At 58.1% G+C, this 18,134-nt stretch carries 14 protein-coding genes; 10 read left to right on the top strand and 4 right to left on the bottom strand.

What is annotated here, in order from left to right; genetic code table 11:
- Positions 1-27 precede the first annotated feature (27 nt).
- The 5 genes from V9G17_02185 to V9G17_02165 all read left to right on the top strand — a co-directional run bounded on the left by V9G17_02185 (position 28) and on the right by V9G17_02165 (position 8,194).
- A complete protein-coding gene (locus V9G17_02185; GenBank protein MEI2751385.1) occupies positions 28-1,524 on the top strand; it encodes a VanZ family protein in 1,497 nt (498 codons plus the stop codon).
- A gap of 137 nt (positions 1,525-1,661) precedes the next feature.
- Positions 1,662-2,819: a DegT/DnrJ/EryC1/StrS family aminotransferase gene (locus V9G17_02180; GenBank protein ID MEI2751384.1), complete on the top strand. Its 1,158-nt coding sequence runs from the start codon at positions 1,662-1,664 to the stop codon at positions 2,817-2,819.
- Entirely contained in the window at positions 2,816-5,383 is a 2,568-nt protein-coding gene (locus tag V9G17_02175) for an SDR family NAD(P)-dependent oxidoreductase (GenBank protein ID MEI2751383.1), read from the top strand. Before V9G17_02180 ends, V9G17_02175 begins: the two co-directional genes overlap by 4 nt.
- A 123-nt stretch (positions 5,384-5,506) precedes the next feature.
- Positions 5,507-7,828: an AAA family ATPase gene (locus V9G17_02170; protein MEI2751382.1), complete on the top strand. Its 2,322-nt coding sequence runs from the start codon at positions 5,507-5,509 to the stop codon at positions 7,826-7,828.
- Positions 7,829-7,921: 93 nt separating this feature from the next.
- Positions 7,922-8,194 (top strand): hypothetical protein, encoded by a 273-nt coding sequence (locus V9G17_02165; protein ID MEI2751381.1) that lies wholly within the window; start codon positions 7,922-7,924, stop codon positions 8,192-8,194.
- Positions 8,195-8,572: 378 nt separating this feature from the next.
- Here the strand turns inward: V9G17_02165 and V9G17_02160 are convergent, their stop codons facing one another.
- Positions 8,573-8,938, bottom strand: a complete 366-nt coding sequence (locus V9G17_02160) for a hypothetical protein (GenBank protein ID MEI2751380.1) — start codon at positions 8,936-8,938, stop codon at positions 8,573-8,575.
- A gap of 203 nt (positions 8,939-9,141) precedes the next feature.
- Here V9G17_02160 and V9G17_02155 point away from each other — a divergent pair, with 203 nt between their 5' ends.
- From V9G17_02155 to V9G17_02140, 4 genes are all read left to right on the top strand, one after another.
- The gene (locus tag V9G17_02155) at positions 9,142-9,603 is read left to right on the top strand and encodes a cupin domain-containing protein (GenBank protein ID MEI2751379.1); all 462 of its coding nucleotides are present in this window, start codon (positions 9,142-9,144) and stop codon (positions 9,601-9,603) included.
- A 39-nt stretch (positions 9,604-9,642) separates the two neighbouring features.
- The gene (locus V9G17_02150; protein MEI2751378.1) at positions 9,643-10,053 is read left to right on the top strand and encodes a hypothetical protein; all 411 of its coding nucleotides are present in this window, start codon (positions 9,643-9,645) and stop codon (positions 10,051-10,053) included.
- Positions 10,054-10,061: 8 nt separating this feature from the next.
- On the top strand, positions 10,062-10,769 hold the full coding sequence (locus V9G17_02145; GenBank protein ID MEI2751377.1) for a septal ring lytic transglycosylase RlpA family protein: 708 nt from the start codon (positions 10,062-10,064) through the stop codon (positions 10,767-10,769).
- 266 nt (positions 10,770-11,035) lie between these two features.
- On the top strand, positions 11,036-12,349 hold the full coding sequence (locus V9G17_02140; protein MEI2751376.1) for a hemolysin family protein: 1,314 nt from the start codon (positions 11,036-11,038) through the stop codon (positions 12,347-12,349).
- On the opposite strand, the gene ligA is transcribed toward V9G17_02140, so the two are convergent.
- From ligA to V9G17_02125, 3 genes are read right to left on the bottom strand one after another with little or no spacing between them, the layout of a single operon-like run.
- Positions 12,324-14,336: an NAD-dependent DNA ligase LigA gene (gene ligA, locus V9G17_02135; GenBank protein MEI2751375.1), complete on the bottom strand. Its 2,013-nt coding sequence runs from the start codon at positions 14,334-14,336 to the stop codon at positions 12,324-12,326. The two genes, V9G17_02140 and ligA, sit on opposite strands and share 26 nt — an antisense overlap.
- A 7-nt stretch (positions 14,337-14,343) precedes the next feature.
- Positions 14,344-16,242 carry a hypothetical protein gene (locus V9G17_02130; protein ID MEI2751374.1) on the bottom strand — a complete coding sequence of 633 codons (1,899 nt, stop codon included), beginning with the start codon at positions 16,240-16,242 and terminating at the stop codon, positions 14,344-14,346.
- Positions 16,242-17,192 (bottom strand): MoxR family ATPase, encoded by a 951-nt coding sequence (locus tag V9G17_02125; GenBank protein MEI2751373.1) that lies wholly within the window; start codon positions 17,190-17,192, stop codon positions 16,242-16,244. The genes V9G17_02130 and V9G17_02125 overlap by 1 nt, the downstream gene beginning before the upstream one ends.
- Before the next feature lie 239 nt (positions 17,193-17,431).
- Between V9G17_02125 and V9G17_02120 the strand changes: the two genes are divergently transcribed.
- Entirely contained in the window at positions 17,432-18,115 is a 684-nt protein-coding gene (locus V9G17_02120) for a LysM peptidoglycan-binding domain-containing protein (protein MEI2751372.1), read from the top strand.
- Positions 18,116-18,134 lie beyond the last annotated feature (19 nt).

The raw sequence follows: 18,134 nt of genomic DNA, 5'->3' as shown, positions 1-18,134 counted from the left end.
ATAGTCTGGCGGCGCGACCGAGTGGTCATGACGCTGTTGGGACTGTATCTCGTGTATGTCGTGATATTCGGGCTAGCACCCTTTACGTGGTCGCTTCCCCATGCCGCTTCAATTACCGAGCTATTTGTCGATCATTTCGAGGGCTGGTCTGGATTTTCCAACGTCACTTCGTGGGATGTTTGGAGCAACGTTGTTTTTTTCATTCCATGCGGGGGCTTGATGGTCCTGTTGCCGGGGATGTCCCGGCGACCCTGGTTTATCAGGCTGCTCCTTGCCTTCATCGGGGCGGCCGCACTGAGTTCCGGAGTGGAACTGGCCCAGCTCTTGTTCACACGTGCCCCGTCCTTCGTGGATATTGTCTGTAACACCGTGGGTGGCATGGCGGGCGGCGTACTGGGGGTGCTTGCGAACACGGCCTATCACGCCTCTGGCGAGGTCTGGGCCAAGACCTGTTACGCGACTGCATGGCTGGGATGGATAGTGGCGGGATACGTCCTCTTGTTGGCTTTCTTCACTGCATGGCCGTTTCCGTTGGCGAGTGATTTCAGTAACTGGAATCCGACCTACCGACTCTTGCTCGGGAACGAAGGGACCATGAATCGACCCTGGCTGGGGACCTTCCATTTGGTCGCGGTGTACGATCGTGCGTTGCCGTCCGATGAAATCACAACCCATTTTTCCTTGGGGCCTCTGGTTGATTCTCAGGAGAGGCGAACGAAACAGGGACTGGTTCTCTACTACGACTTTTCCGAGCAGGCCGGAGCCATCGTTCATGATCGGGCTGCGAAGGGGCCCTCCACGGATCTGTATATCCAGGATCTGTCGCGCACTGCGTGGGTGTTTCCCAATGGGCTCACCCTCAGTGCGGATACGGTGATTGCGTCCCGTCTCGCACCAGACCAAGTGGTTGGCGGCGGGCTGCTTGCCGACAAGGAGTTGTCGGTTGAGGCGTGGGTGACTCCGGCAGATTTGGCGCAGACCGGGCCGGCCAGAATTGTTTCGTTTTCAAAAAATACAGACGTGCGTAACTTCACGCTCGGGCAACAATCCAAGGATGTCGTCTTTCGTCTGCGCACCCCGATTTCAGGATACAACGGTGCCAATCCTGCGTTATCAACCAGTGATGCGCCCTTGACCCGTGCGACCCAGCACATCGTGGCGACGTACCGCGAGGGAACAGAAACGATGTACGTCGACGGCATCGAGCGGGCGCGAGTGCGCTTACAACCCCGCGAGTCTCTACGCCGGATCGTCGCAGGTTATACGGGTGACTCGCTCGAATGGTCGCTGTACTCCGCCATGGTATTTCCCCTGGGGCTTTTGAGCAGTCTCTACTATCAAATCAAGTCTGTCGCTTCGGCAAGGCTCTGTGCCGTGAGTAGCGCCTTGGGCGTTCTCGTCGTGCTCGATGGTCTGTACCTGCTGACTATGTCCACACCGCTGAGTCTCTTTTTGCTCATGGTTGGCGCAGGCACGATTCTGGTGTCCGTCTTCTGGGCTTCGTTCTTTTTCGATCGCCTCTGATTGAATTGAGTGGTAGGGCCTCTCCGGCGATTCACCACACACCACTATCATTCAGGTCTTGGAAATCTTGATCCGGAATCTATCGGGTCATATGTGTTCGTATCAGCGCATCGTCAGTTGTTGAAGGAGACCTACTCATGTCCGAATTTCTGCCCTTTCATATGCCTGATATCGGGGAAGAGGAAGTCAGCGAAGTTGTCCAGGTCCTCCGGTCCGGATGGCTGACGACCGGCACCAAGGCCAAACAATTTGAGAACGAGTTCGCTGCGATGGTCGGCGCCCGGCATGCGATTGCGGTGAATTCCTGCACGGCTGCCTTACATCTGGCATTGGAAGCCATCGGGGTTCGCGAAGGGGACGAAGTGATCGTACCGACGATGACCTTTGCGGCTACTGCCGAAGTGGTGGCTTATCTGAAGGCGAAGCCGATCCTGGTGGATTGCACGCCCGATACGCTGAACATTTCTCCGGACTGCATCGAACGGGCGATTACCCCGCGAACGAAAGCGATCGTGCCGGTTCACTTCGCGGGGCATCCTTGCGAAATGAGTCGGATTCAGGCGATTGCCCGCGCACACAATCTTGCCGTCATCGAGGATGCCGCGCATGCGCTCCCCGCGCGGTACCGGGGGAAGATGATCGGGAGTCTGTCGGAACTGACCTGCTTTTCGTTCTATGCCACGAAGAACATCACGACGGGAGAGGGTGGCATGGTGACCACGGATGATTCAGCCCTTGCCGCCCGTGTCCGGATCATGAGTCTGCATGGACTCAGTCGCGATGCATGGAGTCGCTATACGGCCCAGGGGTCGTGGTATTACGAGATCCTCTCTCCGGGTTTCAAATACAACCTGACGGATATTGCCGCCGCGTTGGGGTTGGCGCAGTTGGCCAAATGCGATCGATTCTGGAAATCGCGTGATCGTCTGGCCGCGCTCTATCGCGACGGTTTTCATGATGTGCCGGAAATTCTCTGTCCTTCTGCGGCCGCTCATGTCCAGCATGCCTGGCATCTCTATGTGATCCGATTGAATCTCGAAGCCCTGCGCATCGACCGAAACGAGTTCATTGCGCAGTTACAGCAGGCGGGGATTGGGTGCAGCGTGCATTTCATTCCGCTCCACCTGCATCCCTACTATCGAGAGACGTATGGGTATCAACCGAGTGATTTTCCGACGGCGCAGGCCGCTTTTGAACGAATCGTGTCTTTACCTCTGTACCCGAAGATGACGGAGGCCGATATTCAGCGTGTCATCACGGTGGTGAGGGATATTGTGAAAGGGAATCGGAGATGATAAAGCGTGCCGTCGATGTCGTTGTCGCTCTACTCGCCCTCACGGTGAGTGGGCCGCTGTGGCTGATCGCCGCAGTTCTGATCAAGCTTGAGTCGCCGGGCCCCGTCTTTTTTACGCAAAGACGTATCGGTCGGAACTTTCGGCCGTTTTTTATCTATAAATTCCGCACGATGGTTGCGGGTGCCGAGGCCTTGGGAGGGCCGATCACGGTCGGGCAGGACGCGAGGGTGACCAGGGTCGGCAGTGTTCTGCGACGTACCAAGCTGGATGAATTGCCTCAATTGCTGAACATTCTGTTTGGGGATATGAGCCTGGTTGGTCCCAGGCCGGAAGTCGCTCGGTATGTTGATATGTTTTCGGATGCGTACGCAGAGATTCTCTCCGTGCGTCCCGGGCTGACCGATCTTGCGTCCCTGAAGTACATCGACGAGGCGGCCGTTCTTGCTGCTGCCGCCAATCCCGTCGAAGAATACGTGATGGTCATCCTGCCTGAAAAAATCAAACTGGCGAAGTTTTATGTTCAGCATGCATCGACCCTATTGGATTTGGCGATCGTTGCCCAGACGCTGCTCTGTCTGTTGAAGATCCCGCTGCTGGTGTGTGATTTGCCGGATCTCCAGGTGACGCGACCTTCGCAGGCATCCGACATTGGTCCGCGAGTGATCGCCTTTGTGTTGAAATGGCGGCGCCCCCTGATTATGTTGCTCGAAATCGGCCTGATGATCTTGGCCAACTACCTGGCATTCTGGCTGCGGTTCGATGGGCGGATCCCGGATGCGGAGTGGGGAACCTTTCTCCTTGTGTTGCCATGGCTGGTGATGATTCGCACCGCAGCCTTTTTCATGTTTCGCCTCAACGAAGGGCTCTGGAGATACACCAGCCTCTGGGATGTGCAGAACATCGTCATCGGGGTGATCACCAGCACGGTGGTTCTCTATGGATGGACACGCTGGGGTATGGGGGTGACCGGATACCCGCGCTCGATTTTTATTGTCGATGCGATGCTGCTTATCGGATTTGTCGCCGGTGTGCGACTCCCCAGGCGGATGCTGCGCGAGGTGGTGATTTATCGCCCGAAAAAAACCGTCCTTATTATCGGTGCCGGTGACCGGGGCGAACGAATCGTGCGAGAAATGAGACAGAGTCCGACCTCCCGCTACCAGCCGATCGGATTTATCGACGATCGTGCTCCCCTTCGCCACAAGAGAATTCATGGGGTCAAGGTGCTTGGCGCACGCGGGGAGTTGGCTCCGATTCTCTCAGCCGAAAGGCCGGATGAGGTCGTGCTGGCTCTTCCGCACGTGACCCCTGACGTCTTGCGGCAGATCATGTCGGCCATCGGCCCCTTTAAAGTCTCGGTGAAGATGTTGCCGAGTATGCAGGAGTTGTTGGGTGATCGAAGTGTGGTGAGTCAAATCAGAAACGTGGCCGTGGAGGACCTATTAGCCCGGGCGCCGGTGCAATTGGAGACCGACGCTATGGTCGATATGATTGCGGGCCGGCGGGTGCTGATTACCGGCGCCGGTGGTTCGATCGGCTCCGAACTGTCGCGCCAGATCGCCGCCATGCGACCCGAATCCGTGGTCCTCTATGAACGGCATGAGAACAGTCTGTATACCATCGCCAAGGAGTTGGAGGATCAGGGGTTGTCTTCGCTGATCCACCCCGTACTTGGTGACGTGACAGACCGACGCCGCCTTATGGAAACGATGACCCGGTATCGGCCCTGCATCGTATTCCATGCGGCTGCCCACAAACATGTCCCGCTTGTGGAACTCAACCCATCGGAAGCGCTGAAGAATAACTGTCTTGGGACGCGGATCGCCGCAGAAACCGCAGATCGTTGCGGGGTGGAACGATTTGTCCTGATTTCGACGGACAAAGCCGTGAATCCCACCAGCGTGATGGGAGCCACGAAACGTGCGGCTGAGCTGATTGTGCAGGACATGGCCGATCGTAGCGCGACACGGTTCCTGACCGTCCGGTTCGGAAACGTGCTGGGTAGCAACGGTAGCGTGTTGCTGCGGTTTCAAGAACAGATCCGGGCAGGTGGTCCCGTGACCGTCACCCATCCCGACATCCGCCGTTTCTTTATGTTGATTCCCGAAGCCGTTCACCTAGTTTTGGAGGCTGCGACCTTGGGTGAACAGGGGGCCACCTACGTTCTCGATATGGGCGAGCAGATTAAGGTGCTGGACCTCGCGAGGAATCTCATCCGTTTGTCCGGGTTTGTGCCGGGGCGGGAGATTCCGATCCGTTTTGTCGGATTACGGCCGGGTGAAAAGCTGTATGAAGAGTTGGTCGGTACGGAAGAAATAGCGGAGCGGTCTTCCCTGGGCAAGATTTTGCGGATTCGTCGGCTGAGCGGAACAGATGTGAGCAAGGTTGCCGGCATGATGATGGCCATAGAAGCAGCGGCCTACTTGAACAACTCTGCCAAGGCGATCGAACGGTTGCGCGAACTCGTTCCGGAGTTTCGCCCTCCGGACAAGGTCGAAGATGTGGGTCTGTTAGGCACCGAGTGGATTGAGGACGAGGCGGCCATTTCGGCGCCTCATCCGTAACCTAAGCCGCTCACTGGGTTGAGGAGCGCGTGGATGGTTCTGCGCATTCGAGGGTAGGATTCGGGTTCGGCGGCATCAAGCATCGTTATCCGTATGTTGAGCGTAAGAGGTAAGGTGGAGGCTATGGGTCAAACTACTAGTGTGGCGCAGAATGGTAATTCCGCAGCAAACCTGGTCCATGAGTATTGGGGCATGGTGTTGCGCCGCAAATGGATCCTTCTCGGCGCAATTGTGCTTTCTTTGGGGGCCGCGTTCATCTACTCCAAGGTGGCTACGAAAGTGTATCGCTCGGATACGTTGATCCTGCTTGAGGATCAGAAGGTGCCTGAAAGTTACGTGCAGTCAAACGCTGAGGGTAACAGTAATTTCGACCGCCGCATTTTTGTCATTGAAACTCAAGTGCGCGACCGCATGCGCCTCGACGCAATTCGCAAGGAGTTGAATCTCTATCCGGCGCAAGTGGAGGAATTCGGCCCGGAATGGGCGGTACTCCAAATGAATGCCGCGCTGGAGGTGACAACCGTCAGCAAGGGCAATATGCCCGGCCAGAACATGATCGGCGCTTTCACGGTCTCCTTCGCTCATGAGGATCCGGCTACGGCCATGAATGTCATCTCGAAGATCTCGGCCATGCTCATTGACGAGGATCTCAAGGATCGTACGAAAGCGGCAGAAGGGACCACTGAGTTTCTTGATAACGAAGTGAGCCGGACGCGAGTGCAGCTCGACAGGAAAGAGGAAGAAATCAGCCAGTTTAAATCGCAACATGTCGGCCAGCTTCCGCAGCAGATTGAGGCCAATCTGCGCGCGCTCGATCGCTTACATGATGATCTCAATCTGGTGAGCGAAAGTATCCATCGTCAATCGGACCGGCTCGTGATGGTGGAGAATGCGCTTCAGAAGTACCTCGAGTTCGGTGTCACGATTCCTGCGCTGGTCAATGGCCCGGTCCAGCCCAATCCGTCGTTCGCCCGCCTGAATGACTTGAAAAATAAACTGACGCAGCTGGAATCTGAATTCTGGGACGGGTATCCCGAGGTTGCCCTGACGAAAGAGGAGATCAACCAGCTTGAGCAGAAGCTGCATCGCCAATATGGTCCGGATTCCGCGGGATCGAATGAGCAAACGAAAGATCCCTACTATCAGGACCTGAAGAAACAACGAAGTGAATTAGGGAGCGAGCTGGGGTTGCTCAAACAGCGGCAGCAGACGCTTCGGGCTGAGAAGAAGAACTATGACAGCCGTGTCGAGACCGCCCCAGCGATCGAACAAGGCCTGCTTACGCTCATGCGGGATTATGAGAATCTCAAAGGGAGCTATCAATCGCTGTTGGACAAACGGCTGCATGCGTCTGTTGCGGAGAACCTGGAAAAGCGGCAGAAGGGCGCGCAGCTGAAAATCTTGGAACGACCGAAGTTCCCACGGGTCCCCGAACGGCCGAATCAGCCACGTGTGTTGATGCTCGGTTTGCTCATGGGTTGTGCCATGGGAGTCGGACTGGCGGTGCTCCTCGAACAGCTGAACCCTCAGTTCCGACGGCCGGAGGATGTCGAGTCGGTATTCGGCCCGCAGCTGTTGGCCGCCATTCCCGATTTTTCCTTGGACTATGCCTATTCGAACTGGAGACGCTTCTTTCCGACGTATCACTTCGGACGCGGGGCCAAATCGATCCAGCCGACGCCCGGCCTCGTGCCGCTACCGGCCGGGGAGATCGGGAACAATGGATCGAACGATCACTTATTCGATCGTAGTTTTGTCGTCAAATGGATGCCCAATGCGATCGTCTCGGAGCAGTATCGCGTGGCCGCTACACGATTATTTCTTCTGGGAGCGGAAAAGCAATCGACGGTTGTGGCGGTCAGCAGTGCCGTGAAAGGTGAGGGAAAGACAACAACGGTCATCAATCTCGGATACACATTGGCGCGCGATTTGGGGAAACGGGTGCTACTCGTAGACTGCGACCTGAAATGCCCTGGACTTCACAACTTTATGGAAGGCCATCCCAAGGGGGGCATGGCCGACTATCTGGCCGGCGACCTTGAGATCGATGAATGTGTAGCTGGTTTCGGCGAGGTGCCCTGTTGGATCATGCCGGTGGGAAATCCGGTGGTCAATTCATCGGAATTGCTGCGGACGGATCGACTGGCGGCCCTATTCGATCGGCTGCGGAACCGCTTCGACTATATCATTTTGAACACCCCGCCTATCCTTCCTCAAGCCACCATGAATGTGCTGGCCGGGCATTCCGATATTTTGTTGCTCGTGGTCCGGGCCAACTCTACGCCCCATGACGTGGTGAAACGGGCCGTGAGCTCACTGCGAAGCCGCAAGCCGCTTCACGTGGTGCTCAATGCAGTCGGGAGTCAGTCGCTCCCGTCCTACGTCTATGAATATGCGCAGCCGCAAGTCCCTACGACGCGCGGCCGCTTGAAGGGGAGTGCCTGAGGAGGCTCCACTCGTACATCGAGTGTGCCGTGTTTCCATGAGAAGTATCTGGTCATACGTAAATCGCGAGGTCAAGCGGAAGGAGGGACGTGTATGGGAAGCGATCATTGGATTGTCCACAATCGGGCGGGAGAGGAATGGGGGCTGATTCGGCGCTTGATTCTGGATTTAGTCACCCGGCAGATTAATTTTGCCGATGTGGTGGTGATTCAGACAGGCCACGTGGCTCGTATTCCCTGGGATGGGTTCGAGATCAGACCTGAAGGCATCACGCTTGGTATGTCTGAGGCCCAGGTGAAGATTGGTAGCGCGAACATTTCGACGGCCATGGCGGAACAAGGGGTGGCTATGGATGTGGGGCCCTGATGAGTGAGGTTGGGGTAGCCGAATCTGTGTCCACCCGTCCACCTCCTTTCTCGTAATTATCCTGAAGGTACTCATGTGCCATCTGCGCTGCCCGGTGTATTTCGGAATAGACGGGCACCGTTCCGCGCGCGTTCGCGTGTCCGTCTGACCGGGTCTGTCCGAGATCGCCGCCGTTTCCTGACATTTTCTGAGCCATCATCTGGAACTCTGCAGTAAGCCGCTTCGTCTATTTCTCTACGCAACACCCGTCCTCTTCTACTGCCAGCCCCACTTCTTTTCTACGTCTCATCACGGTACTTCGCTCATCGACATCATCGCAGCCTGTTGGCGGGGAGCCCCCCGGGGCTTCTTATTGCTTGTTGCGCATTTCCTCGGTCTCTAGGGCTCCGTTCCCGGCATGCATTCCTGCGGCATCAGTTCACCGCCATGGAAATGGGACACCTGCCTCCATTTCTGCAGCACGGCTTTGTCGTCGAAGGTAACGAGATATCGTTCGCACCATGTTCCCGGAGCGGTCAGCCGGTTCCCGGACTGTTGCTCCCGCAATTCATAGACCCACACCGTCGTTCCTCCATCAGCCTGTTGAATGGCCTTTGGAGCGCCTAGTTTCTCCCGTACCTGGGCCTGAGTGGCCCAGCCCTTGGCAGAATCAAGATACGCCGCTTCGCGGTTCTGGAAGTAGCTACAGGCAGTGATCAGAATGGAAATGAGTACCAGGCCGAGCGACCGACTAACCTTCATCATGCTGCCTCCTGAGTCGACTGGGGGCCGTACGCGTCCGTATTGCGGCCTGCCCGGGCATTGTACATGGAGTTGCCCTGCTCCTCAAAGTATAGACCATTGCCGAAAAGGCTCCATGTGAGCATGAACGGGGCACATTGCAGCCGCGCCTTGATGCGTATGTGTCAGGGGACAGACCGATCAGTCTATGGCTGAAGGGCGCTCTAGTGAGTGCTACGGTGGAAACGGTCTGCTGTCAGCAAGACGAAGCGAACGATGGCGCTCCTGTTGGGATCTTGGCGGGCGGCAGACTCGCCGCGCCACAGGATTTGCTTTATCATCCGTCGCACAGCGAAGAGGCTGGAAAGCTCTTGTGTAACAGCTTCGACTCGCTGCCGAAGGAAAGGAATCGGGCCACGGTCGATCAGCAGGCAGTCGCCAAGCAATGGCAGGCGAGGGGCTTCAGTTGTGATCTTTGGGTTGATCCGCCCGGTCAAGTGTGGGAGGATTACCGCCACACGACCGACGAACTGGTGATGCCGGTCGAGGGCCGGTTGGAACTGGAGTTCGGGGGCCGGTGTTTCAGACCCGAACCGGGCGAGGAAATCCTCATTCCGGCCGGAATGTCCCATACCGTCAGAAACATCGGCGGCACCAGCGCGAAGTGGCTGTATGGATACAGTCGCTAACATTCGAGACGAACTGACTCAGCAGAGGGAGAGGAGCCCATGCCGACAACGACGCAATTTGTGGTGAGTGGACAGAGTAAGCCCGGGGTGCTGGCTGAAGTAGCGGCCGTGCTGGGGGCTGCGGGAGTCAACATCAAGGCCTTCTCTGCACCCGAGGTCACCGGACTCGGGAAGCTGCGGTTGATCGTGGCAGATGTGGACGCGGCTCGTATTGCGCTCAGAAAATCTAAGATCAAGTTCCGCGAAGAGACCGCCCTGATTTTGAGTCTGGAGAATAAACCCGGCGCCTTGAAGCAGGTGGCCGATTCGCTCACCAGGGCGCGCATCAATGTGAAGTGCGGCTATTGTACCCCGTCGCGGGAAGGCAAACGTGCGATTGTCGTACTGACTGTGTCGAACACAACCAAAGCCCTCGGGGTGTTGCGTACCCATTCACTCGACGAATTTTAGTCCGCCTCATGCTGGGGGAGAAGAGGACAAGCATACGCCGTCTTCTTTTCCCCCTCTTCATTCTTCTCCTCACCACATGGCTCAGCGGGTGTTCCGGCTGGAGTCCGGCGCGTCCGTCGTACCCGCCCGGCTATCCGTTGGGGTTTGTCGAGCGGGGTAGCGCGTCCTGGTACGGGCCTGGCTTCCACGGTAACCGCACGGCAAATGGGGAAGTCTACGACATGCACAAGTTGACCGCCGCGCACCGGACCTTGCCGCTGGGATCGGTGGCGGTTGTGCGATCACTGAGCACCGGCCGCCAGGTGACGGTGCGGATCAATGATCGGGGGCCGTTTGCGCGCGGGAGAATTTTGGACCTGTCCCTGGCTGGAGCCCAGGCCGTCGGGATGGTCGGGCGCGGCACCGATGAGATCGAACTCCGGGTGATTAGTTACGAGGGACGAGCCGGGGGGATGGGGGTGTTGCGCGTGCAGGTCGGTTCCTTTGCCGATCCGGCCAACGCGCAAGTGCTGGTCGAGCGGCTGAAGGACGCCTATCCTGGTTCCAAGATCGTCGGGATTGATTTGCCGGACGGACGCCGGTATCGAGTCTACGCGGGACAATTTCGAACAGAGGCCGCCGCCGAGCAAGCCGCCGCGCATCTGAGACGGGCCCTGGAGACCGACCCATTTATCGTGCGCGACGATGCGGTAGGGGGGACTACGGGGAATCCTTGAGGGGCGGGAGCATGGCAAATATCCTAAATGACTGATATGCTGACTATTTGTTGCCGGGGTGGAATTGCTGTAGTGCTTGATGCATCTGTCTACCTGTGCTAATTGTAATACGCGATGGATGAAAGTGACCCGAGAGGACCCGGTCTGGTTGTCTTCTCACGACAGAGGGCAAGTCTTGCAGTTCGAACCCCAGGCTTCGAACTGATCCAAGGTTCCATCATTCACACCTTCAACTTGAGTCTGCACCTCTAACCTCGATAGGTCATATGGACATTATCGTACTGATAGTCCTCATTCTATTGTCGGCGGTGGTTTCTGTCGTTGAGGTCGGATTCTACTCCGTCAACGATACGAAGCTCAGGGCGCTGGCCGATACGGGCAGCAAGCGGGCCGAAATGGCCCTTCATCTTCGAACCGATCCGCAACGCCTCCTGCTGACCATCCTGGTCGGAGATCGACTGATCGACACCGCCACGGCCTCATTGGCGACGATTATTGCCTTGAATCGATTCGGAGGACAGGGGCTGGAAGGTGTGCTGGGCGAAGCCTTCGCGGTTCTGGTCGGTATTCTCACGTTTGTTTTGTTGGTATTTGCCGACTTGGTACCCAAGACCCTGGCTGCCAAATACTCGGTTCCTGTGGTGCTGAACATGGCCTATCCGGCCTATGCGGCCCAGCAGGTGCTCACGCCGATCATGTTCTTCGTGGTGCCGCTCATTTATAAGTTGACCGGCGGCAAAGGGCTCAACGTGCCGTTTGTCACGGAAGAAGAGCTGAAGATCATGCTGGATCAGAGCAGCAAGAGCGGCGCGATCGAAGCGCAGGAAGTGAAGATGATCAAGAACGTCTTCCAGCTGAAGGACATCACAGCGGAAGATTGCATGACGCCGCGTATCTACATGTTCTCGCTCGACTGCAATCAGTATCTGCGCGAAGCGAAGGAGTTGCTGTTCAAGTCGAAATATTCCCGGATCCCGTTGTACGAAGGGACGTTGGACAACATTATCGGGATTCTCTACAAGACCAAGGCCTTGACGGCGTTGGCCCAGGGTCATACGGAGATGAAGCTTCGCGACATTGCGCAGCCTGCGCTGTTCATCCCGCATACGAAATCCGCCGACGACCTGATGAAGCAGTTTCAGTTGGACAAACGCCACATGGCGATTGTAGTCAACGAGTTCGGCGGCGTGATGGGATTGGTCACGTTGGAAGATCTGCTGGAGGAAGTGGTCGGCGAGATCGTCGACGAGACCGACATCACCGAAGAGTTGATCAAGCGTATCGGCAAGAACCAGATCCTGGTGCATGGGCGCACCGAGGTGAGGAAGGTCAACGATTTCCTCAAGGTGGATTTAGGCGACGATGCCGTGACGATCAGCGGCCTGGTGCAGCACGAGTTGGGCAGGATACCGAAGGTCGGTGAAGAAGTGCATATTGCGAACTGCCGCCTGGTCATTCATGAGGCGGATCCGCGCGTGATCAAGAGCGTGCAGATCTATAAAGAAGAGAAACATCCCATCACGCATGAGCCCATCATCGATGAGCATGTGCCGGTCACTCAGGCGTCACTAGAGCGGTAAATTCCGTTTCTGTCAGAATCCGTACTCCTAGTGTCTGGGCTTGGTCCAGTTTCGACCCCGGATCGGTTCCCGCCACCACAAATGACGTCTTCTTGCTGACGCTCGACGAGACCTGCCCTCCGAATTGCTCCACCAGCTGTTTGGCTTGATCTCGGCTATACCCGGCCAGGCCGCCGGTGAAGACGAATGTCTTGCCCGCGAGGCTCTGGCTGCCGGCTGTGTTTTCAGCCGAGGGGGGAGCGATCGTCAGGCCTCGTTCGATCAGGCGCGTGATGACTGCTCGGTTCCGTTCTTCAGTGAAAAACGAGGCGAGGCTTGCAGAGATCTCCGGGCCGATTTCGCGAACCTGCAGCAAGTCCTCCTGCGTCGACGACATCAGCTTCGGCAGGGTGCCGAACTGTTTTGCCAGCACGCGCGCGATATGCTGCCCAACCTGTCTGATGCCAAGTCCCATCAACAGCCGGTCGAGAGAGACGGATTTACTGCGGTCGATCGATTCGAGCAACAACGTCGCCGACCGATCGGCGAACCCTTCCAGTGTGAGGATCGCCTCTTTGGTGAGACTGTAGAGGTCCGCCAGGTCGCGGACCAGTCCTACGTCGACCAACTGGGCCACCGTCTTTTTTCCCATCCCGTCTATATTCAACGCGCTCTTGGAGGCGAAGTGTTCGATGGAGCCCTTCAGTTGCGCGAGGCAGAGGGTCTGGCCGGTGCAGTAGAAATAGGCTCCCTCGCGCGCCGCGGCTGATCCGCATACCGGGCAATGGTCTGGCATGACGAACGGGTCCTGCCTCGTTTCTCCGGGGACCGCGACACGCTCGGCGATGGCCGGGATCACGTCGCCGGCTCGCTCGACTTTCACCGTATCGCCGACGCGAACATCTTTGCGTGCCACCTCATCGGCATTGTGAAGCGTAGCCCGGCTGATCGTTACGCCGCCGACTTCCACCGGCTTGAGTAAGGCCAACGGTGTCAGGGTGCCGGTGCGACCGACCGAAACGACAATGTCTTGAATGACCGTGATTTCTTTTCGAGGCGCAAATTTATAGGCGATCGCCCAACGGGGGCTGCGGGATTTGCTGCCAAGCTGATCTTGCCACGCCCGACGGTCGAGTTTGACGACGACGCCGTCGATTTCAAACGGAAGCGAGTCCCGCATCGCATCGGTGGTCTGTTGGAACGAGAGGACTTCGTCGATCGAGTGGCAGCGTTGTCGGTGTTCCGGCACGGGGAGGCCCCAGGCTGCGAGGGACTCCAATTCGTCCCAATGCGTGGCGGGGAACGTGCCTGATACCGACATGATGTCGTAACAGGTCAGGGTCAACGGGCGCGCCGCGGTGATGCGGCTGTCCAGCTGCCGCAACGAGCCTGCGGCGGCATTGCGCGGGTTCGCAAATCCTTCCTCACCCCGTTCCGTCATGCGGCGATTCAATACCTGAAATTCATCCAGCCGCATGTACACCTCGCCGCGCACGACCAGGTGCGCCGGCAGGGTCGGATGAGGATCGAGCTGCAGCGGCAGCGCGCGGATGGTTCGCAGATTGATCGTCACATCTTCGCCGACCATCCCATCTCCGCGGGTGGCGCCACGCACGAATGTGCCCCGGTCGTAGACGAGTTCCACCGACAAGCCGTCGAACTTCGGTTCCGCGGTGTACACGATCTGGTCGGTTTCCAGCTCCCGTTTCATCCGCGTATCGAAGGCGCGGACATCATCCTGATCGGTGATGGAGTCGAGACTCAGCATCGGTTTTTCGTGTGACACTTTGGTGAGTTCGTCCAGCGGGGGTGCGCCGACTCGTTGGGTCGGCGAGTCGCCGGTGACCAGGTCGGGATGGGCGGTTTCCAGTTCGACCAGTTCGCGAAAGAGCCGGTCGTATTCCGCGTCGGAAATCTCCGGCCGGTCCTTCGTGTAGTAGAGGTGGTCGTGATGGCGAATGTGCCGGCGAAGATCGGCGATCCGTTGTTCGACTGGTTGATGAGACATGGGCTGGTTACTCACGAATAAATTGGGCTGCGAAGCTGCGGATCTCGTGTCCGTTCAAGACATGGAACCGCCGCAGACGGTCGATCATCTGGCCTGAAAACCGGCTCAACGGAATCGGGACCAGTTGCCGACCAAACTGTTTGGCAATCTGCCTCCAGCGCGCTTTGGGCGGAACCGGTGTCACCAGGGCCAGGTGTGTTTCACGTGAATGGACCGCTCCGGCCGCAATCAAACGCTCTTCGAGCGTCTTGGCAAATCCGAGTGCCTCGTCGGTCCAAATATCGGGGATCGGGCGGGGCGGGAAAATAAACAGGGCGCCACCGTAACGCGATTGCCCGATGCCCGGCGCGATCATGTTGTTCAGGAAGGGAGTGGCATAGAAACAGAGGGTGGACTCCTGCGCATGTTCGGCATACCAGGTGGCTTGCCAGCTGTACTGCTCCGGATCACCTGGGGTATCGAACAAAAAAATCACGGTATCCACGTTCCCGCGCGCGGGGGGAATTTCTTTGACGTAAATCTCCATCCGTTGCGGACGACCCGGCTTCTGTCGCTGATGCCAATGGCGCAGGCTTTCCCGGATGTCGATCCCATCTTTCATCGAGGTGGTGAACTTCTCGCTTTTGGCGAGATCGGCCCCGATGATGGCCTTCGCCTGCTCGCGGACATGGGTGTGGAAACTTTCGATCTTGGAATCTTCCGGCGGCCAGGAACATTGCCGATGTGGATTCCACAGATAGGACCACTGTCGGCTCGTGCGACCCGGCGGTCGTGGCCGGAGCGAGAGCGAACGCCAGGTGAGCGGCGTCCCCTGGAGCCGGTTTTTTGCCTGCACAATCTGCTCGTCCGGCAGGGCGAATTGCCCGAGCCCGGCCGAGAGACGAGGAACCTGGCTGGGCTCAATGTCTTGATAGGAGTAACTCTTGGCGGTTTCGAGCAGGCGAACCGCGAAATCATCCCCCGCCATCTGTTTTGCGGCAAGCACGAGTGTGTAGAGATCGGGCGTCAAACGCCGGTCCAGTAGCGCGTGGTTTCGCACATACTGTAGGTAGGCTTGCAGTAACTGCGGTGTCACCCAAGTGGGAACGGTCTGGCCCTCTGCATCATGGCCGGTCTGCCACCGTGTGCGTGTTTCGAGCAGGAGTTCTTTGATCCCATCGATGGAGAGGTGGCGGTCCGAATGGACGGTGGCACGGCGTCGTTCATACAGCTCCGTCAGGAACGGCAGTTCACCTAAGATGAAATAGAGCGAGGCCGGCTCGACGAGATACCGTTCAGGCCGCCCGAAGTCGAGCGCCGGGATTTGATAGTCGGTTCGCTGCTGGTACGCCTGACGAATCCAGGGCCAGTCGGCGAAATGACAGAGGCAGAGAATCTGCTCGTATTCCATTTCGAGCTGGTGGAGCTGAAACGCCATCCAGGCAATGCGGGCCTGCTGCTGGCTACCTTCCGTAGGCAGCGTGAGCGTGGGCACCATCGCCGCCGCAAAGGCGGCGTAGGAGAGGCGTTTGAGCGCATAGGCATCGGGGGAGACGAAGGGCACCGGTTCCACGACGGCGGTTTCGCGATCGATATAGGCCCTGGGGATACCTTCTCCCATGGCCACGCGAATCCCCATGATGACCGCCTGGCAGGGATCGACCGGCACGTAGTTGACGATGGCGCCGGCTTCCTGCTCGCGTTCCGGCTGGACGATCACGCTGATCGCCGGCAGGCCCAGCACGGCGTCTTCCAGCGGATGTTCGAAGGAGGGTGGAAGCGGCACTGCGAGGCAGTCGTATCGGCGGTCGGTCAGCCGGTCGCGCACCTCTTGAGCGACATCTCCGCTTCCATGCAGAAGCGGGAACAATTCGATGCGCGGTGAGAGGCGGAAGACGGAGTCGGCGGTGGAGGATGACACTGCCATTATCGGCCGGGATGTAGGGGGTCGTCGCTTTCGAAAAAGAAATCGCCGAGGCCTTGCGGCAGGGCCTGGTCGCCCAAGGCACGCTTGCGTCGGCGTGACTGAGTCGGCAGGTCGAGTGCTTCGTCGCCCAGGACTTTGATCAGTGATTCCCGCCAGGCGGCATCGGCCGACAGCGGGTGCGCCGGGTCCTGCGCACGACGCTTCAGTGCATACTGCAGCAGATGGATGCCGTCGCGCACGGAATATTCTAGGCTGAGCTGGTGGGCTTCCTGGAGAAATTCGACGGTCATGGCCAGCATCTCCGCCGGGGCAAAGGGCAAATGGTACCGAAGAATCGCCAGCTCGTCTTCGCGCGCGGGGAAGCCCATGCCCAATGTCGGTTGCAAGCGCGACAGGATATAGTCGGGCACCTCGTAGGTGGACGCATCTTCGTTCATGGTCACGCAGCAGCGGAAATCGGCATGGGCCCGGATCAAAATGCCCGCGATGATGGATTCCACGCAGCGCCGGTGATCCAGGAGCGAGGCAAGAGAGGCCCAGCTTTTTTCATTCATGCGGTTGCCCTCGTCCAGCACGCAGATGCTGCCCGTGAGCACCGCGGTAGTCAGCGGTGAGGCGTGGTAACTGATGGTGCCGGATTCCGCCAGGACAGGCGTGATCAGCAGGTCTTCCGGGCGGGTATCGGCGGTGCACTGAAACACATAGAGATCCTGCTTGCGTTCGCGGGCCCCCGCCATCGCCAGGGTGGTCTTGCCGATCCCCGGCTGACCGGTGATGCGGGGAGACAGCGGCAGGTCACGCTCGTCGATCACCAGCCAGCAGGCCAGCAGCTGTTTCAACACCTCCCGGTTCCCGATCCATTCCTGGCCCATCGTCATGGGCTGAGCGAGGTGGAGCGTGATGCCCTCGATGGCGAGTGTTCGGGGAGCGGCTGGTTGTGTGGATGACATGGTCTTTCGTGTCGTCGATTGGATAGAATGGGCGGAACGGCAATCTCGTGCGAACGGTAGCATAGGGGCGGGGAGGGGGTCAAACGTCCGATCGGCCCATTTCACTTTGACTTTCGCTGCCTTGGACCGTATTCTACCGACTTTCAAAGGCTGCGAATTGGAAGCGGATGCGCTACGCGATGGTTGTCTTGATGGCATTGGAAAGCCTTCCCTTGAGTGGGCAGCAACGAAGGAGCGACATGATGAGTGAGCGAAACGGACGGATGAGACGCGCAGTGGTAGTTCCCATCGGTCTGCTTGTATTGACCGGCTTGAATCTGAGCGGGTGCGTGATGTCGGAGAAGTATGAAGCCGAGAAAGCGCGCAGCCTGAACTTCCAGCGACTTCTGGCGCAGGAAGAGAAACGAAGCGCCGAATTAGACAGTGAAGTCAAACGAAGCAAGCGCGAGCTGGGTGACTATGAGGCGCGGAATCGCGAACTCGGCGCGCAGGTGGAAGCGGTGCGTCAGCAGGCGGCTCAGATTCAGGAAGAGGCGCAGGCGATGAAGGAAGCGAGCCTGCTGGAGAAGCGGGCGCATGAAGACATGAAGCGCCTGACGACGATTCCGTCCAAGAGCAAGAAGGCCGTGTCGGCGTTGAAGAAGGACTTTACGACCGCCGTCGATGATGTGGCGTCGGACTTGGGGCTGGAGCCCGCGAAGGAAGCGGCCAAGGATACATTCGGTCACGAGCAGACGGCAGCGGATGCGCTCGGTGCGGCAGCAGCGCCCGCAGCCGGCACCACCCACACCGTGCGTTCCGGTGAAACGTTGTATCGTATCGGGCTGAAGTACCATGTCGGTGCGGATCAATTGCGGAAGTGGAACAATCTAGAGAATAACACGGTCGTAGTCGGGCAGAAGTTGATTGTCAGCCGGCCTTAGTGCGACGTGGTCGTGTCGT

This window comes from Nitrospira sp., from assembly GCA_037045225.1.
GTDB lineage: Bacteria > Nitrospirota > Nitrospiria > Nitrospirales > Nitrospiraceae > Nitrospira_A.
This window is presented reverse-complemented; position numbering and strand designations above follow the sequence as displayed.

What these genes read in the sequence shown, in the direction of transcription:
- V9G17_02185 (MEI2751385.1), top strand. Translation starts at nt 28, where the DNA reads ATGACGCTGTTGGGACTGTATCTCGTGTATGTCGTGATATTCGGGCTA.
- V9G17_02180 (MEI2751384.1), top strand. Translation starts at nt 1,662, where the DNA reads ATGTCCGAATTTCTGCCCTTTCATATGCCTGATATCGGGGAAGAGGAA.
- V9G17_02175 (MEI2751383.1), top strand. Translation starts at nt 2,816, where the DNA reads ATGATAAAGCGTGCCGTCGATGTCGTTGTCGCTCTACTCGCCCTCACG.
- V9G17_02170 (MEI2751382.1), top strand. Translation starts at nt 5,507, where the DNA reads ATGGGTCAAACTACTAGTGTGGCGCAGAATGGTAATTCCGCAGCAAAC.
- V9G17_02165 (MEI2751381.1), top strand. Translation starts at nt 7,922, where the DNA reads ATGGGAAGCGATCATTGGATTGTCCACAATCGGGCGGGAGAGGAATGG.
- V9G17_02160 (MEI2751380.1), bottom strand. Translation starts at nt 8,938, where the DNA reads ATGATGAAGGTTAGTCGGTCGCTCGGCCTGGTACTCATTTCCATTCTG.
- V9G17_02150 (MEI2751378.1), top strand. Translation starts at nt 9,643, where the DNA reads ATGCCGACAACGACGCAATTTGTGGTGAGTGGACAGAGTAAGCCCGGG.
- V9G17_02145 (MEI2751377.1), top strand. Translation starts at nt 10,062, where the DNA reads ATGCTGGGGGAGAAGAGGACAAGCATACGCCGTCTTCTTTTCCCCCTC.
- V9G17_02140 (MEI2751376.1), top strand. Translation starts at nt 11,036, where the DNA reads ATGGACATTATCGTACTGATAGTCCTCATTCTATTGTCGGCGGTGGTT.
- ligA (MEI2751375.1), bottom strand. Translation starts at nt 14,336, where the DNA reads ATGTCTCATCAACCAGTCGAACAACGGATCGCCGATCTTCGCCGGCAC.
- V9G17_02130 (MEI2751374.1), bottom strand. Translation starts at nt 16,242, where the DNA reads ATGGCAGTGTCATCCTCCACCGCCGACTCCGTCTTCCGCCTCTCACCG.
- V9G17_02125 (MEI2751373.1), bottom strand. Translation starts at nt 17,192, where the DNA reads ATGTCATCCACACAACCAGCCGCTCCCCGAACACTCGCCATCGAGGGC.
- V9G17_02120 (MEI2751372.1), top strand. Translation starts at nt 17,432, where the DNA reads ATGATGAGTGAGCGAAACGGACGGATGAGACGCGCAGTGGTAGTTCCC.